Origin of the sequence: Oceanobacter mangrovi, from assembly GCF_019740315.1 — a bacterium.
Lineage (GTDB): Bacteria > Pseudomonadota > Gammaproteobacteria > Pseudomonadales > Oceanobacteraceae > Oceanobacter > Oceanobacter mangrovi.
The window spans coordinates 63,278-86,673 of the sequence record NZ_JAHXZR010000002.1; the positions used below are offsets into that span (position 1 = coordinate 63,278).

General features: G+C 54.6%; 20 protein-coding genes and 1 tRNA gene. 15 read left to right on the forward strand and 6 right to left on the reverse strand.

Going from position 1 to position 23,396, the window contains the following annotated elements:
• Window positions 1-44 precede the first annotated feature (44 nt).
• The gene (locus K6123_RS04415; RefSeq protein WP_221794568.1) at window positions 45-851 is read left to right on the forward strand and encodes an AraC family transcriptional regulator; all 807 of its coding nucleotides are present in this window, start codon (window positions 45-47) and stop codon (window positions 849-851) included.
• Between the two features lie 131 nt (window positions 852-982).
• Here the strand turns inward: K6123_RS04415 and K6123_RS04420 are convergent, their stop codons facing one another.
• Complete coding sequence (locus tag K6123_RS04420) at window positions 983-2,875, reverse strand: hypothetical protein (RefSeq protein WP_221794570.1); 1,893 nt, start codon at window positions 2,873-2,875, stop codon at window positions 983-985.
• 268 nt (window positions 2,876-3,143) lie between these two features.
• Window positions 3,144-3,869: a response regulator gene (locus tag K6123_RS04425; RefSeq protein WP_221795571.1), complete on the reverse strand. Its 726-nt coding sequence runs from the start codon at window positions 3,867-3,869 to the stop codon at window positions 3,144-3,146.
• A 348-nt stretch (window positions 3,870-4,217) separates the two neighbouring features.
• Between K6123_RS04425 and K6123_RS04430 the strand changes: the two genes are divergently transcribed.
• The 5 genes from K6123_RS04430 (at window position 4,218) to K6123_RS04450 (ending at window position 11,762) form a co-directional block, all read left to right on the forward strand.
• On the forward strand, window positions 4,218-6,671 hold the full coding sequence (locus K6123_RS04430; RefSeq protein WP_221794572.1) for a TonB-dependent receptor: 2,454 nt from the start codon (window positions 4,218-4,220) through the stop codon (window positions 6,669-6,671).
• Window position 6,672: 1 nt separating this feature from the next.
• Window positions 6,673-7,896 carry a HAMP domain-containing sensor histidine kinase gene (locus K6123_RS04435; RefSeq protein WP_221794573.1) on the forward strand — a complete coding sequence of 408 codons (1,224 nt, stop codon included), beginning with the start codon at window positions 6,673-6,675 and terminating at the stop codon, window positions 7,894-7,896.
• A 119-nt stretch (window positions 7,897-8,015) separates the two neighbouring features.
• Complete coding sequence (locus K6123_RS04440) at window positions 8,016-8,642, forward strand: response regulator transcription factor (protein WP_221794575.1); 627 nt, start codon at window positions 8,016-8,018, stop codon at window positions 8,640-8,642.
• A gap of 175 nt (window positions 8,643-8,817) precedes the next feature.
• The gene (locus K6123_RS04445) at window positions 8,818-10,827 is read left to right on the forward strand and encodes a primary-amine oxidase (protein WP_221794577.1); all 2,010 of its coding nucleotides are present in this window, start codon (window positions 8,818-8,820) and stop codon (window positions 10,825-10,827) included.
• A gap of 101 nt (window positions 10,828-10,928) precedes the next feature.
• Window positions 10,929-11,762, forward strand: coding sequence for a hypothetical protein (locus K6123_RS04450; RefSeq protein WP_221794579.1), 834 nt, complete (start codon window positions 10,929-10,931; stop codon window positions 11,760-11,762).
• On the opposite strand, the gene K6123_RS04455 is transcribed toward K6123_RS04450, so the two are convergent.
• Entirely contained in the window at window positions 11,739-12,734 is a 996-nt protein-coding gene (locus K6123_RS04455) for a helix-turn-helix domain-containing protein (protein WP_221794581.1), read from the reverse strand. The two genes, K6123_RS04450 and K6123_RS04455, sit on opposite strands and share 24 nt — an antisense overlap.
• Window positions 12,735-13,087: 353 nt before the next feature.
• Between K6123_RS04455 and thrS the strand changes: the two genes are divergently transcribed.
• The 9 genes from thrS to K6123_RS04500 all read left to right on the forward strand — a co-directional run bounded on the left by thrS (window position 13,088) and on the right by K6123_RS04500 (window position 20,685).
• Entirely contained in the window at window positions 13,088-15,019 is a 1,932-nt protein-coding gene (gene thrS, locus K6123_RS04460; RefSeq protein ID WP_221794583.1) for a threonine--tRNA ligase, read from the forward strand.
• Window positions 15,020-15,021: 2 nt separating this feature from the next.
• Window positions 15,022-15,564, forward strand: coding sequence for a translation initiation factor IF-3 (gene infC / locus K6123_RS04465; RefSeq protein WP_221795574.1), 543 nt, complete (start codon window positions 15,022-15,024; stop codon window positions 15,562-15,564).
• Between the two features lie 182 nt (window positions 15,565-15,746).
• Entirely contained in the window at window positions 15,747-15,941 is a 195-nt protein-coding gene (gene rpmI, locus K6123_RS04470) for a 50S ribosomal protein L35 (RefSeq protein ID WP_221794585.1), read from the forward strand.
• Window positions 15,942-15,957: 16 nt separating this feature from the next.
• Complete coding sequence (gene rplT, locus K6123_RS04475; protein ID WP_221794587.1) at window positions 15,958-16,311, forward strand: 50S ribosomal protein L20; 354 nt, start codon at window positions 15,958-15,960, stop codon at window positions 16,309-16,311.
• A 167-nt stretch (window positions 16,312-16,478) separates the two neighbouring features.
• Window positions 16,479-17,483 carry a phenylalanine--tRNA ligase subunit alpha gene (pheS, locus tag K6123_RS04480; RefSeq protein ID WP_221794589.1) on the forward strand — a complete coding sequence of 335 codons (1,005 nt, stop codon included), beginning with the start codon at window positions 16,479-16,481 and terminating at the stop codon, window positions 17,481-17,483.
• Window positions 17,484-17,509: 26 nt separating this feature from the next.
• Complete coding sequence (gene pheT / locus K6123_RS04485) at window positions 17,510-19,897, forward strand: phenylalanine--tRNA ligase subunit beta (protein WP_221794591.1); 2,388 nt, start codon at window positions 17,510-17,512, stop codon at window positions 19,895-19,897.
• Window position 19,898: 1 nt separating this feature from the next.
• Entirely contained in the window at window positions 19,899-20,204 is a 306-nt protein-coding gene (gene ihfA, locus K6123_RS04490) for an integration host factor subunit alpha (RefSeq protein WP_221794593.1), read from the forward strand.
• Entirely contained in the window at window positions 20,182-20,541 is a 360-nt protein-coding gene (locus K6123_RS04495) for a MerR family transcriptional regulator (RefSeq protein WP_221794594.1), read from the forward strand. The genes ihfA and K6123_RS04495 overlap by 23 nt, the downstream gene beginning before the upstream one ends.
• 67 nt (window positions 20,542-20,608) lie before the next feature.
• Window positions 20,609-20,685 (forward strand) — tRNA-Pro (locus K6123_RS04500).
• Window positions 20,686-20,798: 113 nt separating this feature from the next.
• On the opposite strand, the gene K6123_RS04505 is transcribed toward K6123_RS04500, so the two are convergent.
• The 3 genes from K6123_RS04505 to K6123_RS04515 all read right to left on the reverse strand — a co-directional run bounded on the left by K6123_RS04505 (window position 20,799) and on the right by K6123_RS04515 (window position 23,394).
• Window positions 20,799-21,638, reverse strand: coding sequence for a site-specific integrase (locus K6123_RS04505; RefSeq protein ID WP_221794596.1), 840 nt, complete (start codon window positions 21,636-21,638; stop codon window positions 20,799-20,801).
• 218 nt (window positions 21,639-21,856) lie between these two features.
• A complete protein-coding gene (locus K6123_RS04510; RefSeq protein ID WP_221794598.1) occupies window positions 21,857-22,078 on the reverse strand; it encodes a DUF4224 domain-containing protein in 222 nt (73 codons plus the stop codon).
• Complete coding sequence (locus tag K6123_RS04515; protein ID WP_221794600.1) at window positions 22,075-23,394, reverse strand: hypothetical protein; 1,320 nt, start codon at window positions 23,392-23,394, stop codon at window positions 22,075-22,077. The genes K6123_RS04510 and K6123_RS04515 overlap by 4 nt, the downstream gene beginning before the upstream one ends.
• Window positions 23,395-23,396: the final 2 nt, after the last annotated feature.

A 23,396-nucleotide genomic window follows, 5' to 3' on the forward strand; every position in this document is an offset into this window, starting at 1 on the left:
TTGGCCATAAACTGGCTGGCGAACTTTCAGAATCCAGTCATTCTATGCAGAAAACCCGACACGATTGGCAACGAGTGCCCCTGATTACGCTGCCTGAAGGCAAGCCATCTCGACCCGTGAGCGTGCTGTATCGCAATTTGCAGCCACAGACGGTTGTTGCTGCCCATGCTCATAATTGGGGGCAGCTGGTTTATTGTCGCCAGGGCGTGCAGGACGTGATTACCCCGGAGGGACGTTTTTTGATTCCGCCGGACCGTGCTGTCTGGGTTCCGCCCAATGAACCTCACGAAATCTCGACGCTTTATGGCGCTGAAATTTCCAGTATTTATATAACTCCGGAAGCGGCAGTTGATTTGCCTGCACACTGCAAGGTGCTGGAAGTCTCGCAGTTGCTGCGGGCTTTGATTCTCGAAGCGCTCAAACAACCGGTCGACTATGACTGGCACAGCCCGGTTGGACGGCTGTTCAGAACCCTGCGTGACCAGATCGCAGCGGCTCCAGAAGCACCGTTACACCTGCCGTTACCGGTCGATTCAAGGCTGCGTAATATTGCCTATCAGCTGGAGCAAGACCCAGGACTGGATTTAACACTGGCGCAATGGGGGGAACGAGTAGGGGCGTCTGAACGAACCTTGCAACGACTGTTTCAGAAAGAAGCCCGTATGACCTTTCAACAGTGGCGGCAACAGCTGCGCTTACAGGTGGCACTGGAGCGACTGGTCGCCAGTCGCGATGCTGTTACTGTGATTGCCACGGATCTGGGGTACGAATCGGCGTCGACCTTTATCAGCATGTTTCAGCGTTATCTTGGCATGACGCCAGGGGAATATCGGAAGTCGCTGGCCAAATAGATGACCAACGACACAACCGTCTCAAGCAATATGGGCGGGACAAGGCGGCGAATCCATACGGCGCTGATGTTTGTTACGCCGCATGGATTGGCTGTGGATTAGGCCGTTATGAATTGGCCGCTGATCAGAAATCAGGCCTTACCCACTTCTTCGCTGGCTTCGGCAGCTTCCTGCTGCAAATAACCCGCGGCCTGGTCATTTTCCAGTTTCTGGGTGGTTTCCGTCGGAATCGCCCGTGACTGCTGGTTGATCTCATGAATCTGCGAAGCGTTACGCAGGTCGCGTTCGCTGGTGATCGCAGCGATGGACTCACGATCCTTGAGGAAGCTGATGACGTCGGCGCGAATGGCTTCCAGTTCTTCATCGTTCTTGTGCATTTCCATGATGTAGCGCGGGTGTTCCAGGTTACGCATGCCTGTGGCGGCGTAGGTGCTGGAAATGATTCGGCTGACGATAATCCATGGTGTCACGCTGGAACGTACCAGCACGTTGTCGGACTGGGTGGAGTCGTGGATGCCCTTGCCGGTAGTCATGCGGGATTCGCTGAAGGTACCTTCCATTTTTACGTAGATCAGGTGGCTCTCGAACTGCATTTCGGCAAAAAACACGTGCGCGACATTGGTCAGGATACGGGCGAAAGCGCGCACCAGAATGCTGGCCAGCAGCAGGTGAACAGCCGGGCTGGCAATGTCGGAAAAGTCTGCGCTACTGGTGAGGCGCATGGCGTGGGCGAAGCTGTCTGGCGCGACGCTGCGCAGGAAGGCGAACAGGCCTGCCGCCTTGAAGGCAACCAGCATCAGCAGCGCGGCAGCACCAATGTACATCAGGTTGCCTATCAACAGGCTGACCATACGACAGCGTTCAAACAGGCTGCCGAGCTTCATGGCAGTCACGCGTGGCTGGATTTCCTGAATCATTTCGCCGAAGAAGCTGCCTTTGCCTTGCACCTGCTCTTTCAGGTCTGGCTCCAGCTCCTGATAAACCCGGTTCGGCACTTCCTTGTAACGGCGGTTGGCCATGACCAGGTTGTCGAGGTTGATAAATATTTCATTGGGGTGCACCGATTCCTGCCAGTTTTCCCGCAGTTCAGAGACTTCGACCTTAGGGTCGCTATAACTCAGACGGCGGGACAACATGACGCCGACCAGAACGCTGCAAACCAGAGCGCCGATCAGAATGCCGCCGAGGTACAACACGGTATGCGGATCAGGAAGGAAAGCGGTCAGTTCCTTAACGGATTCGAGATCGATGTTGGTCATTCGCAGCAGCGCACCCGTGGCCAATGCAGCGACCACTGGCAGTAGAATTGAGCCACCAATCACACGTACCAGCTCGGCACTGCCCATGCCCTTGATATTACGGTCAGCGGTGCGTTTGATCGAAGTACCAACAGAGCGCCATACCAGCAGCAGGTAAAGCGTCAGTGCTACAGAGTAGACCGGGAAGACGAACTCACCAATCTCACCGGCAAAACCCGCCAGCGACACAAAGGCGGCAAAACCGTAGGCGATTAATGCCAGCAGGGTTTTGATCCAGGCGCCGAACAGCCGTTGGCTGAGGTTGCGAATCGGGTAGGGCATCAGTGTCAGACGTGGCAGCAGACTGTGAATCAGCCGTGCCAGCATGCCTTGCGGCTCGACAAAGGTGGAATTCTTGCGGCCCATCAGCATTTCTGTCAGCTGCTGACGGTTGTAGGCAACGTAGCGTGCTTCTTCGCTGGCAGTACTGCTTTCGGAGCGGGAATAGTTGTGAGCCAGCGAAGTCGGGTGATTACGGCCAACAAAATAGCGCAGCATGGCAATAATACCGGCGGAGCAACTGCGGATGCCGGTGCCCAGTAACAGTAAGCCAAAAGAGACCAGAATCCAGCCGACACCGGCATTGGTCTTCACCAGCGACGCCGCCTTGATCAGCAGAAAAACCCCCATCAGGGTTTCCAGCAGGCCCCGCAGGGTGGTGACCAGTCCTTCTTTCTTGAATGGATTTCTGAGTCCCAGATCGATGGACCCGTAATCGTATGCCATGAGAAATTCCTTAAAAATGATCAGACAGGTGTCAGACATATCCGGTCGTCACCTGTGCGGCAGGTGTTGGAAGATTAACCGCTTCAGCCTCTCTTACAACCGTAAGATATATTACGTTTTGTTAATTTTGGAAACCGGTCAGGTGAAGTCGCTTTTAAGGCTGTGAAGCAGTGCAGGCAGATGGCTTGTTTGATTGACAGTTCCAGTAAACCGGAAACAAAAAATCCGCCATAAAGGCGGATTTTCAAGAGCGCAGTGCGGTTATCAATCAGCGACGTAAATACTGGTTGAAGTCGACGTTGCTGGCGGCCAGTACGGCCTGGATACGGTTGTGAACACTGAGCTTGCGCAGGATTGCGGAAACGTGGGCTTTTACGGTGGTTTCGGCAATCGACAGGTTATAGGCGATTTGCTTGTTGGATTCACCGTTGGCCATACGTTCCAGTACCAATAGTTGACGGCGGGTCAGGCTGTTGAGCATTTCTGGTGGAATCTGGTTTTCTTCCTGCACACGTTTCTGCCGTGAGCGACCGTCGTCACTGGCGCGGATAACGTCAGACGGCAGGTAAACCTGACCAGCTAACACCTGTTCCAGTGCCTGGGTCATTTTTTCCCGGGGCAGTGATTTGATGATAAAACCCACGGCGCCATAGGTCATGGCTTGCAGGACTACGCTTTTTTCCTCTTCCGCAGAAATGATCACCACCGGAATGGTTGGCGACTCATTACGCAACTGAATCAGGCCATTGAGGCCGTTCATGCCGGGCATGTTGAGGTCGAGCAGAATCAGGTCGAGGTCGTCCTGCTGTTCCGCCAGCGCGGCAGCATCTTCGAGGTTTTCGGCTTCGATAATATCGGCGTTGGGATAACGGTTGCGGACGACATCAGCAATGGCTTCACGAAACAACGGGTGATCGTCGGCAATCAGCAGTTTGTAGGTGGTTCCTTCGGTTTCAGCGATGGCGCCGCTTGATGATGGCTTGGTGTCTTGCATTGCATCAGTCATAGGGGATTGGGTGCTCTGGCTGGCCTGGAGTGTCTGCATTGCGGCAACTCCCATAGTTTTATAATAGTTGTTGTAAGCATGGATCATTACAACCCGCAGGGGTGACATCAGGTATCCTACCTTGGATGACTCGATATTGTCCTAAAGTAGTAAAAATAGTGCAAATAGAGCCGTTTTTCACCTGTTTGAATCTGGTGGCGGGAATTTTCGGGAACTATTCCCCATCCCCCCCGGCTAGCCGTAACAGCCAGTCAAACCCTGTCTCTGGTGGCAGTTATTTCTGGACCACACTTAATCACAATGGCCTGACTGAAATAATAACAACAAGGCAATTTCATGAAGAGTGCGGCGGATTTTTCCAGCTCAAAAATTTCCTTATCTAACGCAGGTTCTGGCCAGGGGCGGGCAGCGTTTGCCAGAACTTCGCTGGGTTGTTCCATCCTGCTGGCGACGGTTAGTCCTTTTGCCCTGGCGGAAGATCGCGACGACCCGATGGAAGAAATCGTGGTCACGGCGACGCCAATCGAAAGCGTTGGCATCAGTGCCAACAAGCTGGTGGCGCCGGTACAGCAGTTGAGCGCTGATGATCTTGAGCGTACCCAGGCCCAGAGTATTGCCGAGCACCTGAGGTACCAGCTGGGTTCAGTGACCATCAACGAAGCCATTAATAATAACTACCAGCCGGACGTGCAATATCGTGGTTTTACTGCGTCGCCACTGCTGGGGCTGCCTCAGGGCGTGTCGGTTTATATGAACGGTATTCGGGTGAATGAGCCGTTCGGTGACGCGGTTAACTGGGACCTGATTCCGACCGACGCCGTCAGCAGCATGGCGCTGCATTCCGGTTCCAACCCCTTGTTTGGTCAGAATACCCTCGGTGGCTCGCTATCGATGGCAACCAAGGATGGCTTTGACCATGCCGGTAATGAGCTGGAGTTGGGCGCTGGTCAGTATGGTTATCGTCAGGCCCAATTCCAGTCGGGTGGTTCGCGCTGGCTGGATAAGACAGCGGGTGTCGGCGGCGAAGTCGGTTATTTCCTGCTGCTGAATGGCGAGAAAGAAGATGGTTGGCGGGATCATTCCGGCAGCAATATTCGACAGGCCATGACGGTGTTGAGCTGGCGCAATGATGATTCCGAGCTGGATTTCACCGCGCTGGTGGCTAACAACCGTATGACCGGCAACGGTGCAGTGCCAGCGGCCTTGATGGAACTGGAAGGTCGTGAGGCTATTTATACCCAGCCAGACCAGACGGAAAACCGGCTGCACTTCTTTGCCCTCGATGGGGAACACTGGTTGTCGGATGATTTGCAGCTGGCCGGTAACCTCTACCTGCGCTCTAATCTGACCAACACCCTTAACGGCGACGATTCCGACTACGAAGAATGTTTGAGCGGCAGCGAAGAAACCCTCTGTGAAGGCGATGATGACCAGGTGGGTGAGGCGGTTGAATTTGTTGGTTATGACGACGCTTCACTGGAAGCCATTGCCGCCGAGCTGGGGCTGGATGTTGATGCCGACGAACTCGACGGTACCCTCAACACTTCCCGTACCGAGCAAGACAGTCTGGGTTTGTCATTGCAGCTCAGCTCGTCCGCACCTTTGACCATCGGCTCGGATGATCTGGAAAACCTGCTGGCGGTGGGCTTCAGCTACGATCAGGCGGAGATTGATTTCCGCTCGCGCACGGAATTCGCGGTGCTGCGCAATGACTCGGCCAGCGACGACCGGGGTGTCAGCGGCATTGGTTTGTACGATGCGGAATCCGAAGTGCATCTGAAAACCCGCAGCCGCAATCTGGGGCTGTTTGTGACGGACACCCTGTCTGTCACGGAGCAGCTGAGCCTGACCGCCGGTGCCCGTTATAACCACACCCATATCCGTATGGACGACCAGCTGGAAGACGGCGAGGGTTCGCTGAATGGCAATCACAGCTTCCGCCGGATTAACCCCATGTTGGGAGCTGCCTACGAGCTGGATGCGATGAATCTGTACGCCAGTTACAGCGAGGCTTCGCGGGCACCAACACCGGCTGAGCTGAGCTGCGCTGACGAAAATGATCCTTGCAAGCTGCCCAACGGTTTTGTTTCTGATCCGCCGCTGAAGCAGGTGGTGACCAGGTCCTGGGAAGCCGGTGTGCGTTCCAATGCTGGTCAACCGCTGCGCTGGAGTGCCGGGGTTTTCCGCAGTACCAACCATGATGACATCCTGTTCCAGCAAGCCGGTGGTTTGCCGTCAGAAGGCTATTTCTCCAACGTTGGCAAAACCCGTCGGCAGGGCATTGAGCTGGGGCTGGTGGCTGAACTCGAAGCCGTCCGACTGGCCGCTGCCTACACCTGGATGAAAGCAACCTTTGAAACCCCGTTTGTGTCATTCAGCCCGAATAATCCGCAAGGCACGAACCGTCAGGTTGAAGCCGGAGACAATATTCCAGGCTTGCCGGATCACGTCGTCAAGCTGGCGGCAGACTGGCAGGCGTTAGATGAGTTGTCTGTTGGGGCCGACTTGCAGTACCGCAGCAGTCAGTACTTCCGTGGCGATGAAGCCAACGAAAACGCCCAGCTGGCTGGTTACGCCATCGTCAACCTCCGGGCTGGCTGGGAACCATCTGAGCGGCTGGAAGTGTACGGTCGGGTGGTTAACGTCTTCGACCGGGAATACGAAACCTTCGGGGTTTATGGCGAGGCTGACGAAGTGCTGGAGACGGCTTACCCGGGCTTTGATGAAGACCGTTTTGTTGGCCCGGGCGCACCGCGCACCTTTAAGGCAGGCATAAAAGTGGCGTTCTGATATGAATGTGATTGCCCGCATCCTGCTGATGGTCAACGGCGCGTTTTTGCTGGCGTTGGCTTTCAGTCTGTTTTCCCTGCTGGAACAGGGCCGCAGCGATGTGATTCGTGAGCAGCAAGCCATGAAACCTGTGGTCGAAGCTCTGATCCAGTCGGGCAAGCCGCAGGAAATACTGGCTCTGGTTGGCACCAGCTTGCGCCATGTGCGCTTGCTGGAAGATGCCTCTAGGACCGAGCTGGCTGTACCGAACTGGTTCGAACAGCTGTTCGATCATCCCGGCCGGGGTTATCAGCTGGCGTTTACCGGCAGTAACGGTGAAAAGCGGATTCTGGTGCCGGACGACAGTGATGAGATTCAGGAAGTGTGGGAGTCAGCCAGCGGGGTATTCTGGCTGTTTCTGCTGGCGGCGTTGCTGTCGAATCTGGCCATTTATCTGGGGTTGAAAACCGGCCTCAAGCCGGTGGCCGACGTGCTGAAAGCGCTGGAGCAGATTCAGCGCGGCGAGTTACAAACCCGATTGGGGAACTATGCCTTGCCGGAAGCCCGCCAGGTGGCTGAGCACTTCAATCATATGGCGCAGGCACTGCAACAGGTGCGGGAAGAAAACCGCCAGCTGACCCGTACCATTATGAACGTGCAGGAACATGAACGGGCGGCGCTGGCGCGTGAGCTGCACGATGATCTTGGCCAGCAGGTCACCGCGATGCGGGCTCAGGCCTTTCTGGTGCCGTATCAGGCGGGCCAGAGCAGCGATTTACAGCAAACTTCCAGCCGCTTGTTGCAGGGCTGCGATGCCATCCAGAGCGGCTTTCGGCGCATTATTCATAACCTTTACCCGGTGCTGCTGGAGCAACTTGGTTTGCAGGCTGCGATTCAGGAATTGCTTGATGGCCTCGAAGACGCCGGGCCGGTGCAATGCCAGTTGCTGGGCGACTGGCCGCACCTCGATAACGAAGCGGCGTCGCAGTTGTATCGGCTGATTCAGGAAGCCGTTCATAACGCCATTCGCCATGGTCAGGCCTCGGAACTGATTGTCAGTGCCGAACGGCTGGCAGATGCTGGCTGGCAGTTTTGTGTTGTCGACAATGGCATCGGATCAGAGGCTATTGCGGCCGGATTTGGGATTCGTTCGATGCAGGAGCGTGCGGCCCTGTTAGGTGGCGACTGTCAGATTCATTCACAACCCGGCAAGGGCACCCGGGTCGAGGTCAGACTGGCGTCCTGACAGACTTTCACCAACAATAGTCTGACTACTCTTCCAAGTGCTGTGGCCAAGTGGGGTGGTTAAGCGGGTGTGATAAAGCAGGCGTGGCAAAGCGGATATTCCGGAGTAGAAGGCAGGGAATGAAAATTTTATTGGCGGATGATCATGCGGTGGTACGGCAAGGCTATCAGGCGTTATTGCAGGCGTTGATCGCCGACGTTGAGCTGGTCGAAGCCGCTTCCGGCACCGATGCTGTGTTGCTGTTTATTCAGCAGCGGCCGGATGTGGTGGTGCTCGACATCAATATGCCGGATATGTCTGGCATTGAAGCCTGCAAACAGATTTGCGGGCTGGACCCGCAGGCGCGCATTCTGATGTTCAGCATGTATCAGGAACCGGCCATGGTGCGTGAGGCTTTGGCGGCCGGAGCCAGTGGTTATCTGTCGAAATCCAGTTCGCCGCAATTGATGGTCACGGCCGTTCAGCAGGTTTATGCCGGTGAGCAGTTTATCGACCCGGATATGGCTTCGCGGCTGAATCTGGGTGGGCGGGTCAGTCAGATGCCATTGGAAGCAACGGGCGTGTTGGCCGCCTTACCCGCTCGTGAGCGTGAGATTGCTGATCGTTTGCTGGAAGGCAAAACCAATCAGGTGATTGCTGATGAGTTGGGTATCAGCCCCAAAACGGTTGCCAATCGCGCGACTGTGATTCGGCAGAAATTCGGGGTCGGCAGTACTGCGGAGATGGTGCGCAAGTTGTTGGGATAGCGGTGTCTCGGTCGGGCTGCTGTTGAAATCCATTTGTTGGCTTTGTCACTGGCAGAGCTGTATCCCGCCAGTTTGATTGTCTTTGATCAATAAAATCTTGCCACTTTGCGATAAAGGCTCAGATGCGCTCTCCCTAGCATGAAGGCATTGTCTTTCGTGTATCAGGAGAAGCCCCATGAGTGATAGCTGTTGTTCCTCTGCCAAGGAATCCATTCTCAAAGCTGCGGTAGCCGAGCATCCACTGGACCCGCTGACGTTGTCTGAGTTGTCGTTGGCGGCCGCCATTCTGAAAGAATCCCAGGGGCTGGGTGACTCCTGCCGTTTCCCGTATTTGCAGCTGCAGGAACCACCGAAAGAGGAAGTACTGGCCTTTGAGCCGGGCCAGCCGTTTTCGCGGGTGGCCTTCGCGACGGTGTTGGATAAAGCCAGTGGCGAGATGTTTGAGGCGCTGGTCGATCTCAACAGCAAGCAAGTTACCGACTGGCGGCAGCTGGACCCGGAAGTGGTGGGTCAGGCCCCGATCATGGTGGAAGAGTTTTTCACCTGTGTTGAGATTGTGCAGAACGACCCGGACTGGCGTGCGGCGGTCAAACGTCGCGGTCTGACCGATGCGGATATCGAAAACATTCAGATTGATCCCTGGTCATTCGGTTATTTTGGCGACGATCCCAAATACAAGGGCAAGCGCCTGATGCGCGGGGTGGCATTCCATCGCGACAAATTCACCGATAACGGTTATGCCCATCCGATTGAGGGTCTGGTGGCGATCATCGACCTCAATGAAGGCAAGGTGATTGAGCTGCTCGACGACGGTAAAAACACGCCAATACCAACCACCAAGCGGAACTATGACTCACCGTCGTTAGGCGAGCCGCGGGATACCGTCAAACCGCTGCATATCGTTCAGCCGGAAGGGGTCAGCTTTCAGGTGGATGGCTGGAAGGTCAGCTGGCAGAACTGGGAATTCAGGGTCGGTTTTACGCCTCGTGAAGGTCTGACGCTGAATCAGCTGAGCTATCACGACAAGGGTAAAAAACGGCCGATTATCTACCGTGCCAGTGTCACCGATATGGCGGTGCCGTATTCGGATACCGCGCTGAATCATTATTGGAAATGCGCCTTTGATGGTGGCGAATACGGTCTTGGCCGCTTGGCGAATCAGCTGGAACTGGGCTGTGACTGTCTGGGGGCGATTCACTATTTTGATATTCCGGCGGTGGACGACAAGGGCGAAGCCTTTGTGATGAAAAACGCCGTTTGTATGCATGAGGAAGACTACGGCACCTTGTGGAAGCATTACGAATTCCGCACCGATGTCTTTGAAGTGCGTCGCTCGCGCCGGCTGGTGATCAGCTTCTTCTGCACCGTGGGCAATTATGACTACGGCTTCTACTGGTACCTGTACCAGGATGGCACCATTCAGATGGAAACCAAACTCACCGGGATTATCCAGACGGCTGGCATGGTGCCAGGTACTACGCCGGGTTATGCGGCTGGCAAGGTGACGCCGGAAATCTATGGGCCGTCGCATCAGCATTTCTTCAGTGCTCGCTTGCATATGATGCTCGACGGCGAACAGAACACGGTTATGGAAACCAACTTCAGCCCTTGCGAAGACGCCGAACAGAATCCCTGGGGGAACGTCTTCAATACCTCCATTACACCATTGCAAACTGAACAGCAGGCTGCTCGCCAGGCCAATGGTCAGACGGGCCGTTTCTGGAAGGTGATCAACCCCAACGTCAAAAATTCGGTTGGCAACCCGACGGGCTACAAGCTGGTGGCTGAGCATAATCCGGTGATGTTGGCGCGGCCGGGCAGTTATATCGCCAAGCGCGCGGGATTCGCCAGTAATCATGTCTGGGTCACGCCATATGACCCGAACGAGCGTTATGGCACCGGCATGTACCCGAACCAGAACAAGGGTGATGGTCTGCCGTATTACATTCAGCAGGATCGTAATGTCGAAAATACCGACATTGTGCTGTGGCACACCTACGGCCATACCCATATCTGCAAACCGGAAGACTTCCCGGTAATGCCGGTGGAATACGTTGGTTTTCATCTCAAGCCCAATAACTTCTTCGACCAGAATCCCGCCATGGATTTGCCGGGTGGCAAAGACCATCGCAGCGTGGGTGTCGCTGATGAAGCCGGCTCCTCGTCCTGTTGTGGCGAAGGCTGAAGCCGGGTTGTCAGGCTGCTCACGTCGACAATAAGGTCATCCCGGACGCACTTGCGAGCTCCGGGATGGCGGGTCAGGGGAATGGCAGGGGAGGAAAGCCCATGCAATGGCTGGAAATGATGCTGATTCTGATGGTGCTGGCCGGGTCGCTCTGGCGTGGCCGATTACACCAGTCACCACTGTTATTTCTGCTGGCGGCAAGCCTGTTTGTGGTAGCGATGAATCCCTGGCTGGATCCGTTGGCACGCCATTCCCTGTGGTTGCATAGCTGGCAGAGCGTGGTGGTGCATTTCTGGGTGCCGCTGTTGTGGTTGGCCGCTAACTACCAGGTTCGGCAGCTGGATTTCGGCGCGGTTGATGATTCTACGCCAGCACAGCCATCGCAGTTTGCTGACGGTTGGGGCAGCCTGCTGGCTACGGGTGTAATCGCCTTGCTGTCGGTGATCTGGATGTTGCCGGATATGCATGGACTGATGATGACCAGCCCACTGTTGTACGCTGTTGGTAAATGGATGATGGCGCTGTCGGGTTTCTGGTTATGCTGGCAATCGGCAGTGTGCCGTAACGCTGTGGTGATCAAGGGTATGACGGCCCTTATGGTGTTGCCTTTACTGGTTTGTGGGGCCTTGATGATGGCTGGGCTGTTGGACTACTCCGCGGCTATGCAGATGGCTATGGATGGTGTGAATGGGGATAGGAATAGGGCTGTGAATGGAACTGGGCATGGGACGGGGCAGATTGAAATGGTCATGCCCGCACAGGTAATGACGTCCTATGTGGAAGCGGCCTGGTTCAGCTTGCCGCTGACGGTCGATCAATGGCTGGCAGGCTTGCTGTTGGTTAGCGGAGCGGCGGTTTATTGGCTGGCGGATGCCATCATGTTTCCTGTGGTTAGCGCAGGCTCACAAGCTTCAAAAAGCCTGGCGAAGGCATGACTGGCGGGTTTGGCTGGGCGTTTCGCCAAACAGGCGGCGGTACTCCTGACCAAAATAGCCGGGATGGAAAAAGCCGTAATTGGCCGCTACGGCACCGATTGGCAAGTCGCTGCTGATCAGTTCGCGGCGAACGCCGTTGAGTCTGGCGGCACGCAAATATTGCGCTGGTGAGCAACCAGCCACTTTTTCAAAGCTGTAGCTGAGCGTGCGTTGCGGCACGTTCAGGTGTTTGCAGACCTCCAGCACGCTGGCGTTACTGCCAGCTTCCGACAACACAAATTCATGGCTTTGGCGTACCAGAAAATGATGCTGGTTGCCGAGTGGGCGACTGTCGCGTTTGAGTGAGCGGGCGAATAACTCAACCACCAGGCCAATCAGCTGGTGGCTCATCTGGCGTTCGGCGGTTTGTCTGATCAATGCCTGTTCGCTGGTTTCGCCATGCCGGGTTGGCTGTTGTTGCAGCCGTAACAGATTGTCGAGCAGCAGGCGGCAATGGCGCTGCAATTGGCGCAGATCATCCGGTTTTACCCGCACTTCAAAGCTGCGTTGTGCCTGCAACAAATCCGTCAGGTCGTCGTCGGAGAGCAGGGCTTGCAGTTGTTGCTGTTCAACCGATACGACGATGTAATCGGTGTTGTCGGGCCCGACAAAAAAGAAGTCGCTGTTGTAGGGCAGTAAGGTGACGCCTTTTCCCGAGATGCAGCGGGCCTGATCTGAGGTACCATTGTTTTCGATGCGCAATGGAATCAGCACGCTGATGCGACCGGCTGGAGTATGGGTGTGCTGAGCTACTGATAAATTCATGGTTTCACGAAACAGCCGTACCTCGGCCAGTTCGACATCCTGCAAATGCCCTTCAAAACGACCGCAGCTGACCTGGTCGTATTCTTGTGGCCAGGCGCACAGCGAATCGGCAAACGAATTCACTTCCTGGTAACAGACATTTTCGATACGAGGTGATGACAGCTGCATATTCCGGGATCGGTAACTGAAAGATAACAAGGAGGAAGCAATACCCAAGCCAGCCGGTTGCCTGGGTTCCAAATCCCGGCCTGTGCCGGTTGGGTCATGCCCAACGGCGTGATGGGCACGGCCCATCCGACGCTGCTACAGGTGTAGTGCAGGCGTTATAGTGCTTTTATCGACTGAATGTTGATCAACGGTTCGTCGGGCTGTGCCCCGGTTTTGTTACCGATTTGTGATCATGCCCTTCCACAGGGCAATGGCTGGTTTACAGACTTTTGGGGGATAGGTAGAGTACACGGCCTTATTTTTTGCAAACGCAAGTGGCCTGTCGTAGGGGCCACCACTGACAAGGATTTGATATGCCTGTTATTACCCTTCCTGATGGCTCTCAACGCACTTTCGAGCAGCCGGTTACCCTCATGCAAGTTGCTGAAGACATTGGCCCTGGTCTGGCCAAGGCAACCGTGTGTGGTCGTATTGATGGCAAGCTGGTTGACGCTTGTGAACTGATCACCAAGGACGCCGAGGTAAGCCTGATCACGGGACGTGACCAGGAAGGTCTGGAAGTTATTCGTCACTCCTTTGCTCACCTGGTGGGTCACGCTGTGAAGCAGCTGTTCCCAACCGCCAAAATGGCCATTGGTCCGGTGATCGACAACGGTTTCTATTACGACATCGACTACGAGCGTCCTTTTACTCCTGAAGACGTCGCGACCATTGAGAAGCGCATTCAGGAACTGATCAAGAAGGATTATCCGGTTATCAAGAAAATGACGCCTATTAAAGAAGCGCGTCGGGTATTTGTTGATCGCCAGGAAGATTACAAGGTTGAGCTGGTTGACGGCCTGATCGAAAAAGGTGAGACCGAAGTGGGTCTGTACCACCACGAAGAATACACCGACATGTGTATTGGCCCGCACGTGCCGAATACCCGTGTGATGCGGGTGTTCAAACTGCAGCGTGTTTCCGGTGCCTACTGGCGCGGTGACAGCAACAACAAGCAGCTGCAACGTATTTACGGTACTGCCTGGAACGACAAGAAAGATCTGAAGGCGTACCTGACTCGCATCGAAGAAGCGGAAAAGCGTGACCACCGTAAACTGGCCAAGCAGCTGGATCTGTTCCACTTGCAGGAAGAAGCGCCAGGTATGGTGTTCTGGCATCCAAACGGCTGGACTGTCTGGCAGGTGCTGGAACAGTACATGCGTAAGGTGCAAATCGACGCAGGTTACCAGGAAATCAAGACCCCTCAGGTGGTCGATCGTACCCTGTGGGAAAAATCCGGCCACTGGGAACACTACCAGGATGCCATGTTCACTACTGAATCTGAAAAGCGCAGCTACGCGGTCAAGCCGATGAACTGCCCATGTCACATTCAGGTGTTTAACCAGGGCCTGAAGAGCTACCGCGATCTGCCGCTGCGTCTGGCTGAATTCGGTTCCTGTCACCGTAACGAACCATCCGGTGCACTGCACGGCATTATGCGTGTACGTGGTTTTACCCAGGATGATGCGCACATCTTCGTTTCGGAAAGCCAGATTCGCCAGGAAGCTGCGGACTTCATCAAACTGACGCTGGGCGTGTACAAGGACTTCGGTTTCGACAATGTTGAAATGAAGCTGTCTACTCGTCCGGAAGGTCGTATTGGGGCTGAAGAGTTGTGGGATCGTGCTGAGGCAGCGCTTGAAGATGCCCTGAATGCTGCGGGTCTGGATTGGGATCTGCAACCGGGCGAAGGTGCTTTCTACGGTCCGAAGATCGAATTCTCGCTGCGTGACTGTCTCGATCGGGTATGGCAGTGCGGTACTATCCAGCTCGACTTCATGCTGCCAGAACGTCTGGGTGCCCAGTTCGTCGATGAAGACGGTGAGCGCAAGACACCGGTGATGTTGCACCGTGCGATTCTGGGTTCATTTGAACGTTTTATCGGCATTCTGATTGAGCACTATGCTGGTGCAATGCCACCCTGGCTGGCTCCTCAGCAGGTTGCGGTACTGAATATTACCGACAACCAGGCAGAATATTGCCAAAATCTTGCAAAATCTCTGAAAGAAAAGGGATATCGTGCAGCTGCGGACTTGAGAAACGAGAAGATCGGCTTTAAAATCCGCGAGCACACTTTGCACAAGGTACCTTACCTGCTTGTGGTAGGGGATAAAGAAGTTGAAGCCAACACCGTAGCTGTGCGCACTCGTAAGGGAGAAGACCTCGGCGTAATGTCCGTTGAAGCATTCCAAGACCTCCTGGATAGTGCTATCTCCCAGCGCGGACGGTTTGGAATGGAGAGCTGAGTATCAGACGCGACAACAGAAGAGGCGGCCGTAACGATAACCGCGCCGCCATCAATGATCAGATTCGGGCTACAGAGGTCCGATTGATTGGTGCCGATGGCAATCAGGTAGGTATCGTTAGCATCCGTGATGCACTGGCAGCAGCCGAAGAGGCTGAGCTGGATCTGGTGCAAATTTCGGACGGTGACCCGATTGTCTGCAAGGTTATGGACTTTGGTAAGAAGCTTTACGAAGAGAAAAAGCAGAAAGCCGAAGCCAAAAAACGTCAGCATCAGGTTCAGATCAAGGAAATGAAATTCCGCCCTGGCACTGACGAAGGGGATTACCAGATCAAACTGCGTAACCTCAAACGATTCCTGGAAGACGGCAACAAAGCAAAAGTTTCGTTGCGCTTCCGCGGCCGTGAAATGGCCCACCAGGACATTGGTATGGACCTGTTGAACCGTGTTGAATCGGATTTAACCGATATCGGCACTGTCGAACAGCGTCCAAAACTGGAAGGTCGCCAGATGGTTATGGTGATTGCCCCAGCGAAGAAGAAGTAGTTCGGTTAATTCAAACGAACGACAGAAACCTCGGTGTATGCCGGGGTTTCTGTTTTTCTACCGACTACAGAACAGATCCCGACCAACCCCGGATCGTATGACCTGGGGCCAGAGCGGGTGTAGCGGCAGACGTAGTACAGGGTCTTAGTTTCTGTGCGCGTCATTATTATTGGAGTACCAAAATGCCTAAGATCAAAACTAAGAGCGGCGCAGCCAAGCGCTTCAAAAAGACTGCTAACGGCTTCAAACACCGTAATGCTTTCCGCAGCCACATCCTGACCAAGAAGAGCACCAAGCGTAAGCGTCATCTGCGCGGCATGTCACAACTGCATGCGTCAGACAAGAAGCTTGTAATCCGCATGTTGCCTAACCTTTAAGTCCAGGAGATAGAATATGGCTCGCGTAAAACGTGGTGTAATCGCTCGTCGTCGTCACAAGAAAATCATGAAGCTGGCTAAAGGTTACTACGGTGCACGTTCACGTGTATTCCGTGTTGCCAAGCAAGCTGTCATCAAAGCAGGTCAGTACGCTTACCGTGACCGTCGTCAGCGCAAGCGTCAATTCCGTCAACTGTGGATCGCTCGTATCAACGCGGGTGCTCGTCAGAACGGTCTGTCTTACAGCAAGTTCATCAACGGTCTGAAAAAAGCCGCTGTTGAAATCGACCGTAAGGTTCTGGCTGACCTGGCAGTAAACGAGAAAGCAGCGTTTGCAGCTCTGGTTGAAAAAGCCAAGGCTAGCCTGTAATTTCTCAGGCCTGCCACATCGGCAGTCTCTGACTGCCGATTGAAGCAACGCCGAATTCAGCCTTCTCATCAGCTCTTTGAGCTCTGACAAGGCAAACGAAATAGGGGATGAGCTGCGGCGATTCCCCTATTTTTTTGTCCAAATTCAAGTAAACGATGGAATCAGCGATGGAAAACCTTGAGGCCCTGACCCAACAAGCCCTCGCCGCCGTATCCGCTGCTCAGGATGTGGCTGCACTGGATCAGGTTCGAGTTCAGTATCTGGGTAAAAAAGGCGAAATCTCTGCCCTGATGAAGAATCTGGGTAACGTGGCTGCGGAAGATCGACCGAAAATCGGTGCTGTGATCAACGAAGCCAAAGATCAGGTTCAGGATGCCATCAATGTGCGTAAGGATGCTCTGGAAACAGCAGCACTGGAAGCCCGTCTGGCAGCTGAATCGGTTGATGTGACCTTGCCAGGTCGTGCGGTTCAGGAAGGCAGCCTGCACCCGGTTACCCGCACGCTGGAACGCATCGAAACCTTCTTCCGCAACGCTGGTTATGATGTTGCCGAAGGCCCGGAAATCGAAGACGACTTCCACAACTTCGAAGCGCTCAACATTCCGTCGCACCATCCGGCTCGTGCCATGCACGACACCTTCTACTTTAATGCCAGCACTCTGCTGCGTACCCATACCTCGCCGGTGCAGGTGCGTACCATGGAAGTGCAGCAGCCGCCAATTCGTCTGATTTGTCCGGGTCGCGTTTACCGTTGCGACTACGATCAGACCCACTCGCCAATGTTCCACCAGGTTGAAGGCTTGCTGGTCGACAAGGGCGTAAGCTTTGCGGATCTGAAAGGCACCCTGCAGCAGCTGATGAGCGTGTTCTTCGAACGTGACGTGGTGGTGCGTTTGCGTCCGTCCTATTTTCCGTTCACTGAGCCGTCTGCTGAAATTGACATCGAGTGGGTGATTGAAACGCCGGAAGGTACCAAGCGTCGCTGGCTGGAAGTTGGCGGTTGCGGCATGGTGCATCCAAACGTCTTCAAACACGTTGGTATTGACCCTGAAGAATACACAGGTTTCGCGTTTGGTATGGGCGTCGAGCGTTTGGCCATGTTGCGTTATGGCGTAAACGACCTCCGCCTGTTCTTCGAAAATGACCTGCGTTTCCTGCAGCAATTCCGTTAATACCGGCAACCATAGAAGGTAAGACAATGAAATTCAGTGAACAGTGGTTGCGCGAATGGGTGCAGCCCAATGCAAGTACACAAGAACTGGTTGACCAGATCACTCTGGCTGGCCTTGAGGTTGATGGTGTAGAAGCCGTTGCCGGTGAATTCTCCGGTGTTGTGGTGGGTCAGGTGGTGACTCGTGAACAGCACCCGGATGCCGACAAATTGAGCCTGTGTCAGGTGACTGACGGCACTGAAACCTTCCAGATCGTCTGTGGTGCACCGAACGTTCGTGCCGGTCTGAAGATTCCGTTCGCCAAAATCGGTGCGGTTTTACCGGGCGACTTCAAGATCAAGAAAGCCAAACTGCGTGGCGTAGAGTCATTCGGCATGTTGTGTGCTGAAAAAGAACTGGGTATTTCTGACGCCAATGATGGCCTGATGGAACTGCCAGACTCCGCACCGGTTGGCACCGATTTCCGTGAATACCTGGGTCTGGACGACAACATCATCGACGTTGACCTGACACCAAACCGCGCTGACTGTCTGAGTATTGCTGGGCTGGCCCGTGAAACCGGTTTGCTGTTCAAGGCCGACGTACAAGGTCCGGCGATTGACGCTGTAGCCGCTGTGATCGACGACGTTCCGAACATTGAAGTTAGCGCCCCGGATGCCTGTCCTCGTTACTGTGGCCGTATCGTTCGCGGTGTTAACATCAAGGCTGAAACTCCGCTTTGGATGGTTGAAAAGTTGCGTCGCGGTGGCGTGCGCTCCATCGACCCCGTGGTCGATATCACCAACTTCATTCTGCTGGAATTGGGCCAGCCAATGCACGCCTTTGACCTGGCGCGTATTGATGGAGGCATTCGTGCCCGTATGGCCGAGCAGGGTGAAAAGCTGACCCTGCTGGACGGTCAGGAAATCGAATTGTCGAGCGACACCCTGGTCATTGCTGACCATGCCAAACCACTGGCGTTGGCTGGTGTGATGGGCGGAGAGTTCTCCGGTGTTGCTGAAGATACCAGCGACCTGATGCTGGAAGCGGCTTTCTTCAATCCGATTGTGATTGCTGGCAAGGCGCGTGCCCACGGTCTGCATACTGATTCATCCCACCGCTTTGAGCGCGGTGTCGATTATCAACTGGCCCGTAGTGCCATTGAGCGTGCGACCCAGCTGATTGTAGAGATCTGCGGCGGCCAGCCAGGCCCTGTGGTGGAAGTGGCTTCGGAAGAGCATTTGCCAAAAGCTGCCGAAATCACCCTGCGCAAATCCCGTATCGAGCTGGTGCTGGGACTGAGCTTTGAAGACAGTGAAGTTGAAGACATCCTGACCCGTCTGGGCATGCAGGTTGAGACTGTCGAAGGCGGTTGGAAGGCCGTTGCGCCCAGCTACCGTTTCGACATGGCAATCGAATCTGACCTGATCGAAGAACTGGCACGTATTTACGGTTACAACCGTCTGCCAGTACGTACACCAATCGCGGCTGTGCCACTGGCGCAAGCACCAGAAGACAAGATCACCGTTTTTGACGTGCGTCGTATGATGGTTGCCCGTGGTTACCACGAAGCCATTACCTACAGCTTTGTTGATCCTGCCATGCAAAAGGCGCTGGACCCGGATCTGCCAGGGCTGAAGCTGCTGAACCCGATTTCCTCGGAAATGTCGGTAATGCGTACCAACTTATGGGCAGGCCTGGTACCGGCAGCAGGTTACAACCTCAAGCGTCAGCAGAGCCGTGTACGCCTGTTCGAAACCGGTCTGCGTTTCGTTTCCAGCGAAGAAGGTCTGGAACAGAAACCAACACTGGCAATGCTGGCAACCGGTAGCCGTTTGCCACAAGGCTGGACTGAAACGCCAACGGCCGTTGATTTCTTCGATGTCAAAGGCGACGTTGAAGCCCTGCTTGCACGTACCGCATCGCTGGATTACTTCCGTTTCGTCGCCGACAAGCATTCCGCCCTGCACCCGGGCCAGAGCGCTCGTATCGACAAGTGGCTGGATGGCGAGTGGGTTGAGCTGGGCTGGATGGGTGCGCTGCATCCGGCAACCCAGAAAGCCGTCGACATCAAGCAAACTATTTACGTGGTACAGCTGGATCTGGAACTGCTGCTGAAGACCTCCGTGCCATCTTTTGCCGAACTGTCGAAATTCCCTGAAATGCGCCGCGACCTGGCTCTGGTAGTTGACCAGAATGTTCAGGTAGACGACGTACTGGAGCAAATTCGTTTGCAGGCAGGGGAGTACCTCACAAAGCTCAACCTGTTTGACGTCTATACCGGCAAAGGCATTGATCCTGATAAGAAAAGTCTCGCACTGGGCTTGACCTGGCAGCATCCTTCACGCACTCTTACTGATCAGGAAGTGAACGATTCTGTCGAGGCTGTGTTGCAACAGCTCGAGCAGCAACTTGGAGCAACGCTAAGGGGTTAGCATGACTGCCTTGACCAAAGCCGAACTGGCAGAAAAACTGTTCGAGGAACTTGGTCTTAACAAGCGCGAAGCGAAGGAAATGGTGGATCTCTTCTTTGATGAGATCCGCGACAGTCTCCGTCGCAACGAGCAGGTGAAGTTGTCAGGATTTGGCAACTTCGACTTGCGTGACAAGCGCCAGCGTCCCGGTCGTAATCCGAAAACCGGCGAAGAAATTCCGATTTCAGCTCGCCGGGTCGTGACGTTCAAACCCGGCCAAAAGCTGAAAGTGCGGGTAGAGGCGTATGCTGGAACCCAGTCACAATAACGAACTCCCACCAATTCCTGCCAAGCGCTACTTCACCATTGGTGAAGTTAGCGACTTGTGTGACGTAAAACCTCATGTATTACGTTACTGGGAGCAGGAATTTCCCCAACTCAGCCCGGTTAAACGCCGAGGCAATCGCCGCTATTACCAACGTCAGGATGTCCTGCTGGTACGCGAAATCCGCGAACTGCTGTACGGTGAAGGCTACACCATTCAAGGCGCCAGGCAGCGGCTGCAAGGCGAAGACAGCCCCAACGCTGCGGTGATGGATCAGGCGCTGATCAAATCCATGCTGGCCGACCTTAAAGAGCTGGCTGCCCTGCTGGAAACGCCATAAAAAACTTCCATCTATCAAAGACTTGAGTATAATGCGTGACACTTGAATCGTCTGATTCAAGCTGTGTCGGGGCGTAGCGCAGCCTGGTAGCGCACTTGCATGGGGTGCAAGGGGTCGCGAGTTCAAATCCCGCCGTCCCGACCAATTTTCTCCTTACTTTTCAATAAGTTATAAAATCGGTCTTTGCCGGTTTTAGTCCTCGCCTAATTTAAACCTAATATCTCGCCTAATATACAGTTGTACGTCCGTACAGTTTTCTAACGTGTGGCCTTCGTTTGTGCTGGCTTGCGATCATAGATAGCTTGCATTTTTTTGGTCTTGTGGCCGCTGGCTTTGGTTTCGTGATCGGTCACTCCCTTGGCCTTCAGATCGTGGAAGTTGAACCTGTGGGTGAGGACGGTTTGCACACCATCAATCATGATGCCTTCGGTTGTGGCCTTCTCTCGTACCCGACGCCAGGCTGAACTGAAAGCAGTCTTGGATATGAACCCGCCGGATCGGGCGGGGAATAGTGGGGCGTTTTCGGTTTGTTTGGCTTTGCCAAGCAATTCCTCAGCGAGTTTTACGGCTTTCTCAAGCCGTTCAGACCAGAGCGTTATCTCATTGGACGAGCCTTTGCCCCGTTCAACGAAGATACCTTCAGGCAGCAGGTGACGGTCAGTGGCCAGGTGCCGGATTTCCTGAGATCTCATGCGGCAGAGATAGGCGATTTCCATCATTGGGGCTATCCAGGGATAGGCGGTTGTCAGGGCCACCCGATATACCAGGTCATATTCCCAATCTTCGACATACCTGTCTCTTGGCGATTCCGGAAACTTCTTCACGTCCCTGACCGGGTTGTCTTTGACTATGTTGCGTTCTTTGGCCCAGCTGAATACGCGGGACAGGAATCCATGATCCCTGTTGGCGGATACCGGGGCGGTTTCGCCGATCTTGTCCATGTACTGCCGCACATGGCCGCTGGTGACTTTGCTGGGGAGCATGGCGCCAAACACGAGTCTGATTCTCCGCAGGCGGATTTCATCCCCTTGTTTGGTCTGGAAGGACAGGCGGGCGAACTGGATGCTCTTACTGTAGTTGTCGAACAGCCAGTTCATGTCCTCTCGTTTAACCAGGTTGGCGTCTGCTGATAGCTTCGCCTGTATCACTGACCGCTTGATGGCGTCAGTTTCAACCAGGTTACCCTGAGAGTCCTTTTTTATGGGGTAGAGCCGTACTGATCCGCCTTGCTTCGGGTGGTATTCGTAGGACTTGCGGCCCCGATACACCCGAGGGGGAAGCCAGAGGTCTTCCGGGTTGCTTCTTTTTCTTACCATCAGTGCTGCTGCAACGCGTCCAGGTTGAATCCGTCATCAAAGTCGGTGCCGGGGGCCTCGCCTCTGACTGCGTAGGCTATCGCCTCTTTGGCCACTACGGGCTTGCCGTCAAAACGCTCAAAGTACCGAATACGGTTATGTTTCAGTACTTCTATCTGTTTTGCGCGTTGTACGCACCCGGTCAGCTGTATCAGATCTTCGTCGGTGAGGAATTCACTCATGCAGCGACCCCCTCTAACCGGTGGTCTCGCATCCTGTCGGTGACGAACTCCAGCAGGGTGTGAACGAGTTCTTCATGATAGCCGTAGGTGAAGATTCCGAAGTAATCGGCCAGGTCAGAGTCCAGGCCGCTTTTCATGAGTTGATTAACGACGTAATCGGGCTTGAGGCCTTTCCTTGCACTCAACTTCATGACGTTGCCGAGCCACATGGCGACGTTGCGTCGGCTGGGACCGTCAGCGCTTTTTTTTTGAGATCGTTTGTAGATCCAGCCGTCGCTGCCATCGAGGAAGGCAAAGCGGACGTCTTCGGCAATCTTCTGCCAGATGGGGTGCAGGTAGGTGGCGGAGTGTTGCAACCGGTAGGCGTTGAGGCAGTAGTCCCACAGGGCCTGCAAGTGCTTGATCAGGTCGGCAGGCTCCCGGATCGACAGCTGTTTGCCACTGCCGTTGACGCTGCCGTTTTCAAACTCACGGATGATGGAATGGTGAATCCGAAACTCTAACCGCTTGACCTGATCGGCTTCGTTGCCGTCGGAGCCGTCGCGGTATTCGGTGGTGAGGACGTCTTCAATGGAGGGCGTTCGCATCCACAGCCCTTCGCAGAACGCGAGCTTGTCACTTTTCAGGGCTTCGAGGGTTTTGTCATACAGACACATTTGGATCGACGTGGGCGACCCAAACATGAAGGTCTCATTCTTGCCGTAGGTAACGGCCATTTCTGAGATGGTGTGGTTGCTGATATCGGCAATGCCGTGGGCTTTGTAGGATCTTCTTGAATGGGTGACTAACTTGCGTTCGAAGTCTTCCGGCAGCTCCAGCCCCTTCATATCGACGGCCAGGTGCACGGCCAGTCCATTGGCTTCGATGGTCTCGCCAAAGAGGTTGGCGATCTCTCTCAGCCGTTTGGTCAGGCGTTGCGGTCCCAGGTGGTCGATGATTTGCGGGGTGGCTTCGATTTTGATGTGGGGGCCGCGCTGATCGGCTTCCTTGTACATGGATTTGACCAGCACCACGAACCCCAGCTCTAAATTCTTGAAGATGAATTTATAGCCGGACTTCTTACCGGAGCTGGTCAGCTTCCATTCATAGCCGCCGATGTCGATCACATCGCTGTCGCTGACTTCGTAATGACGGGCAATGGCTGGCAGCAGATCGGCGCGCAGGTTACAGATATACAGCTGGCGGATGCTATCAATACCGGCCCACAGGAACCGCATGCCGGAGAGGTCATATTCAATCCGTTCGGATCTGAATATGTCGGTTCCTGCGTCCAGGTCTTTGATGCGTTCCATGGCTTTGGATTCATATCGGGGCATGA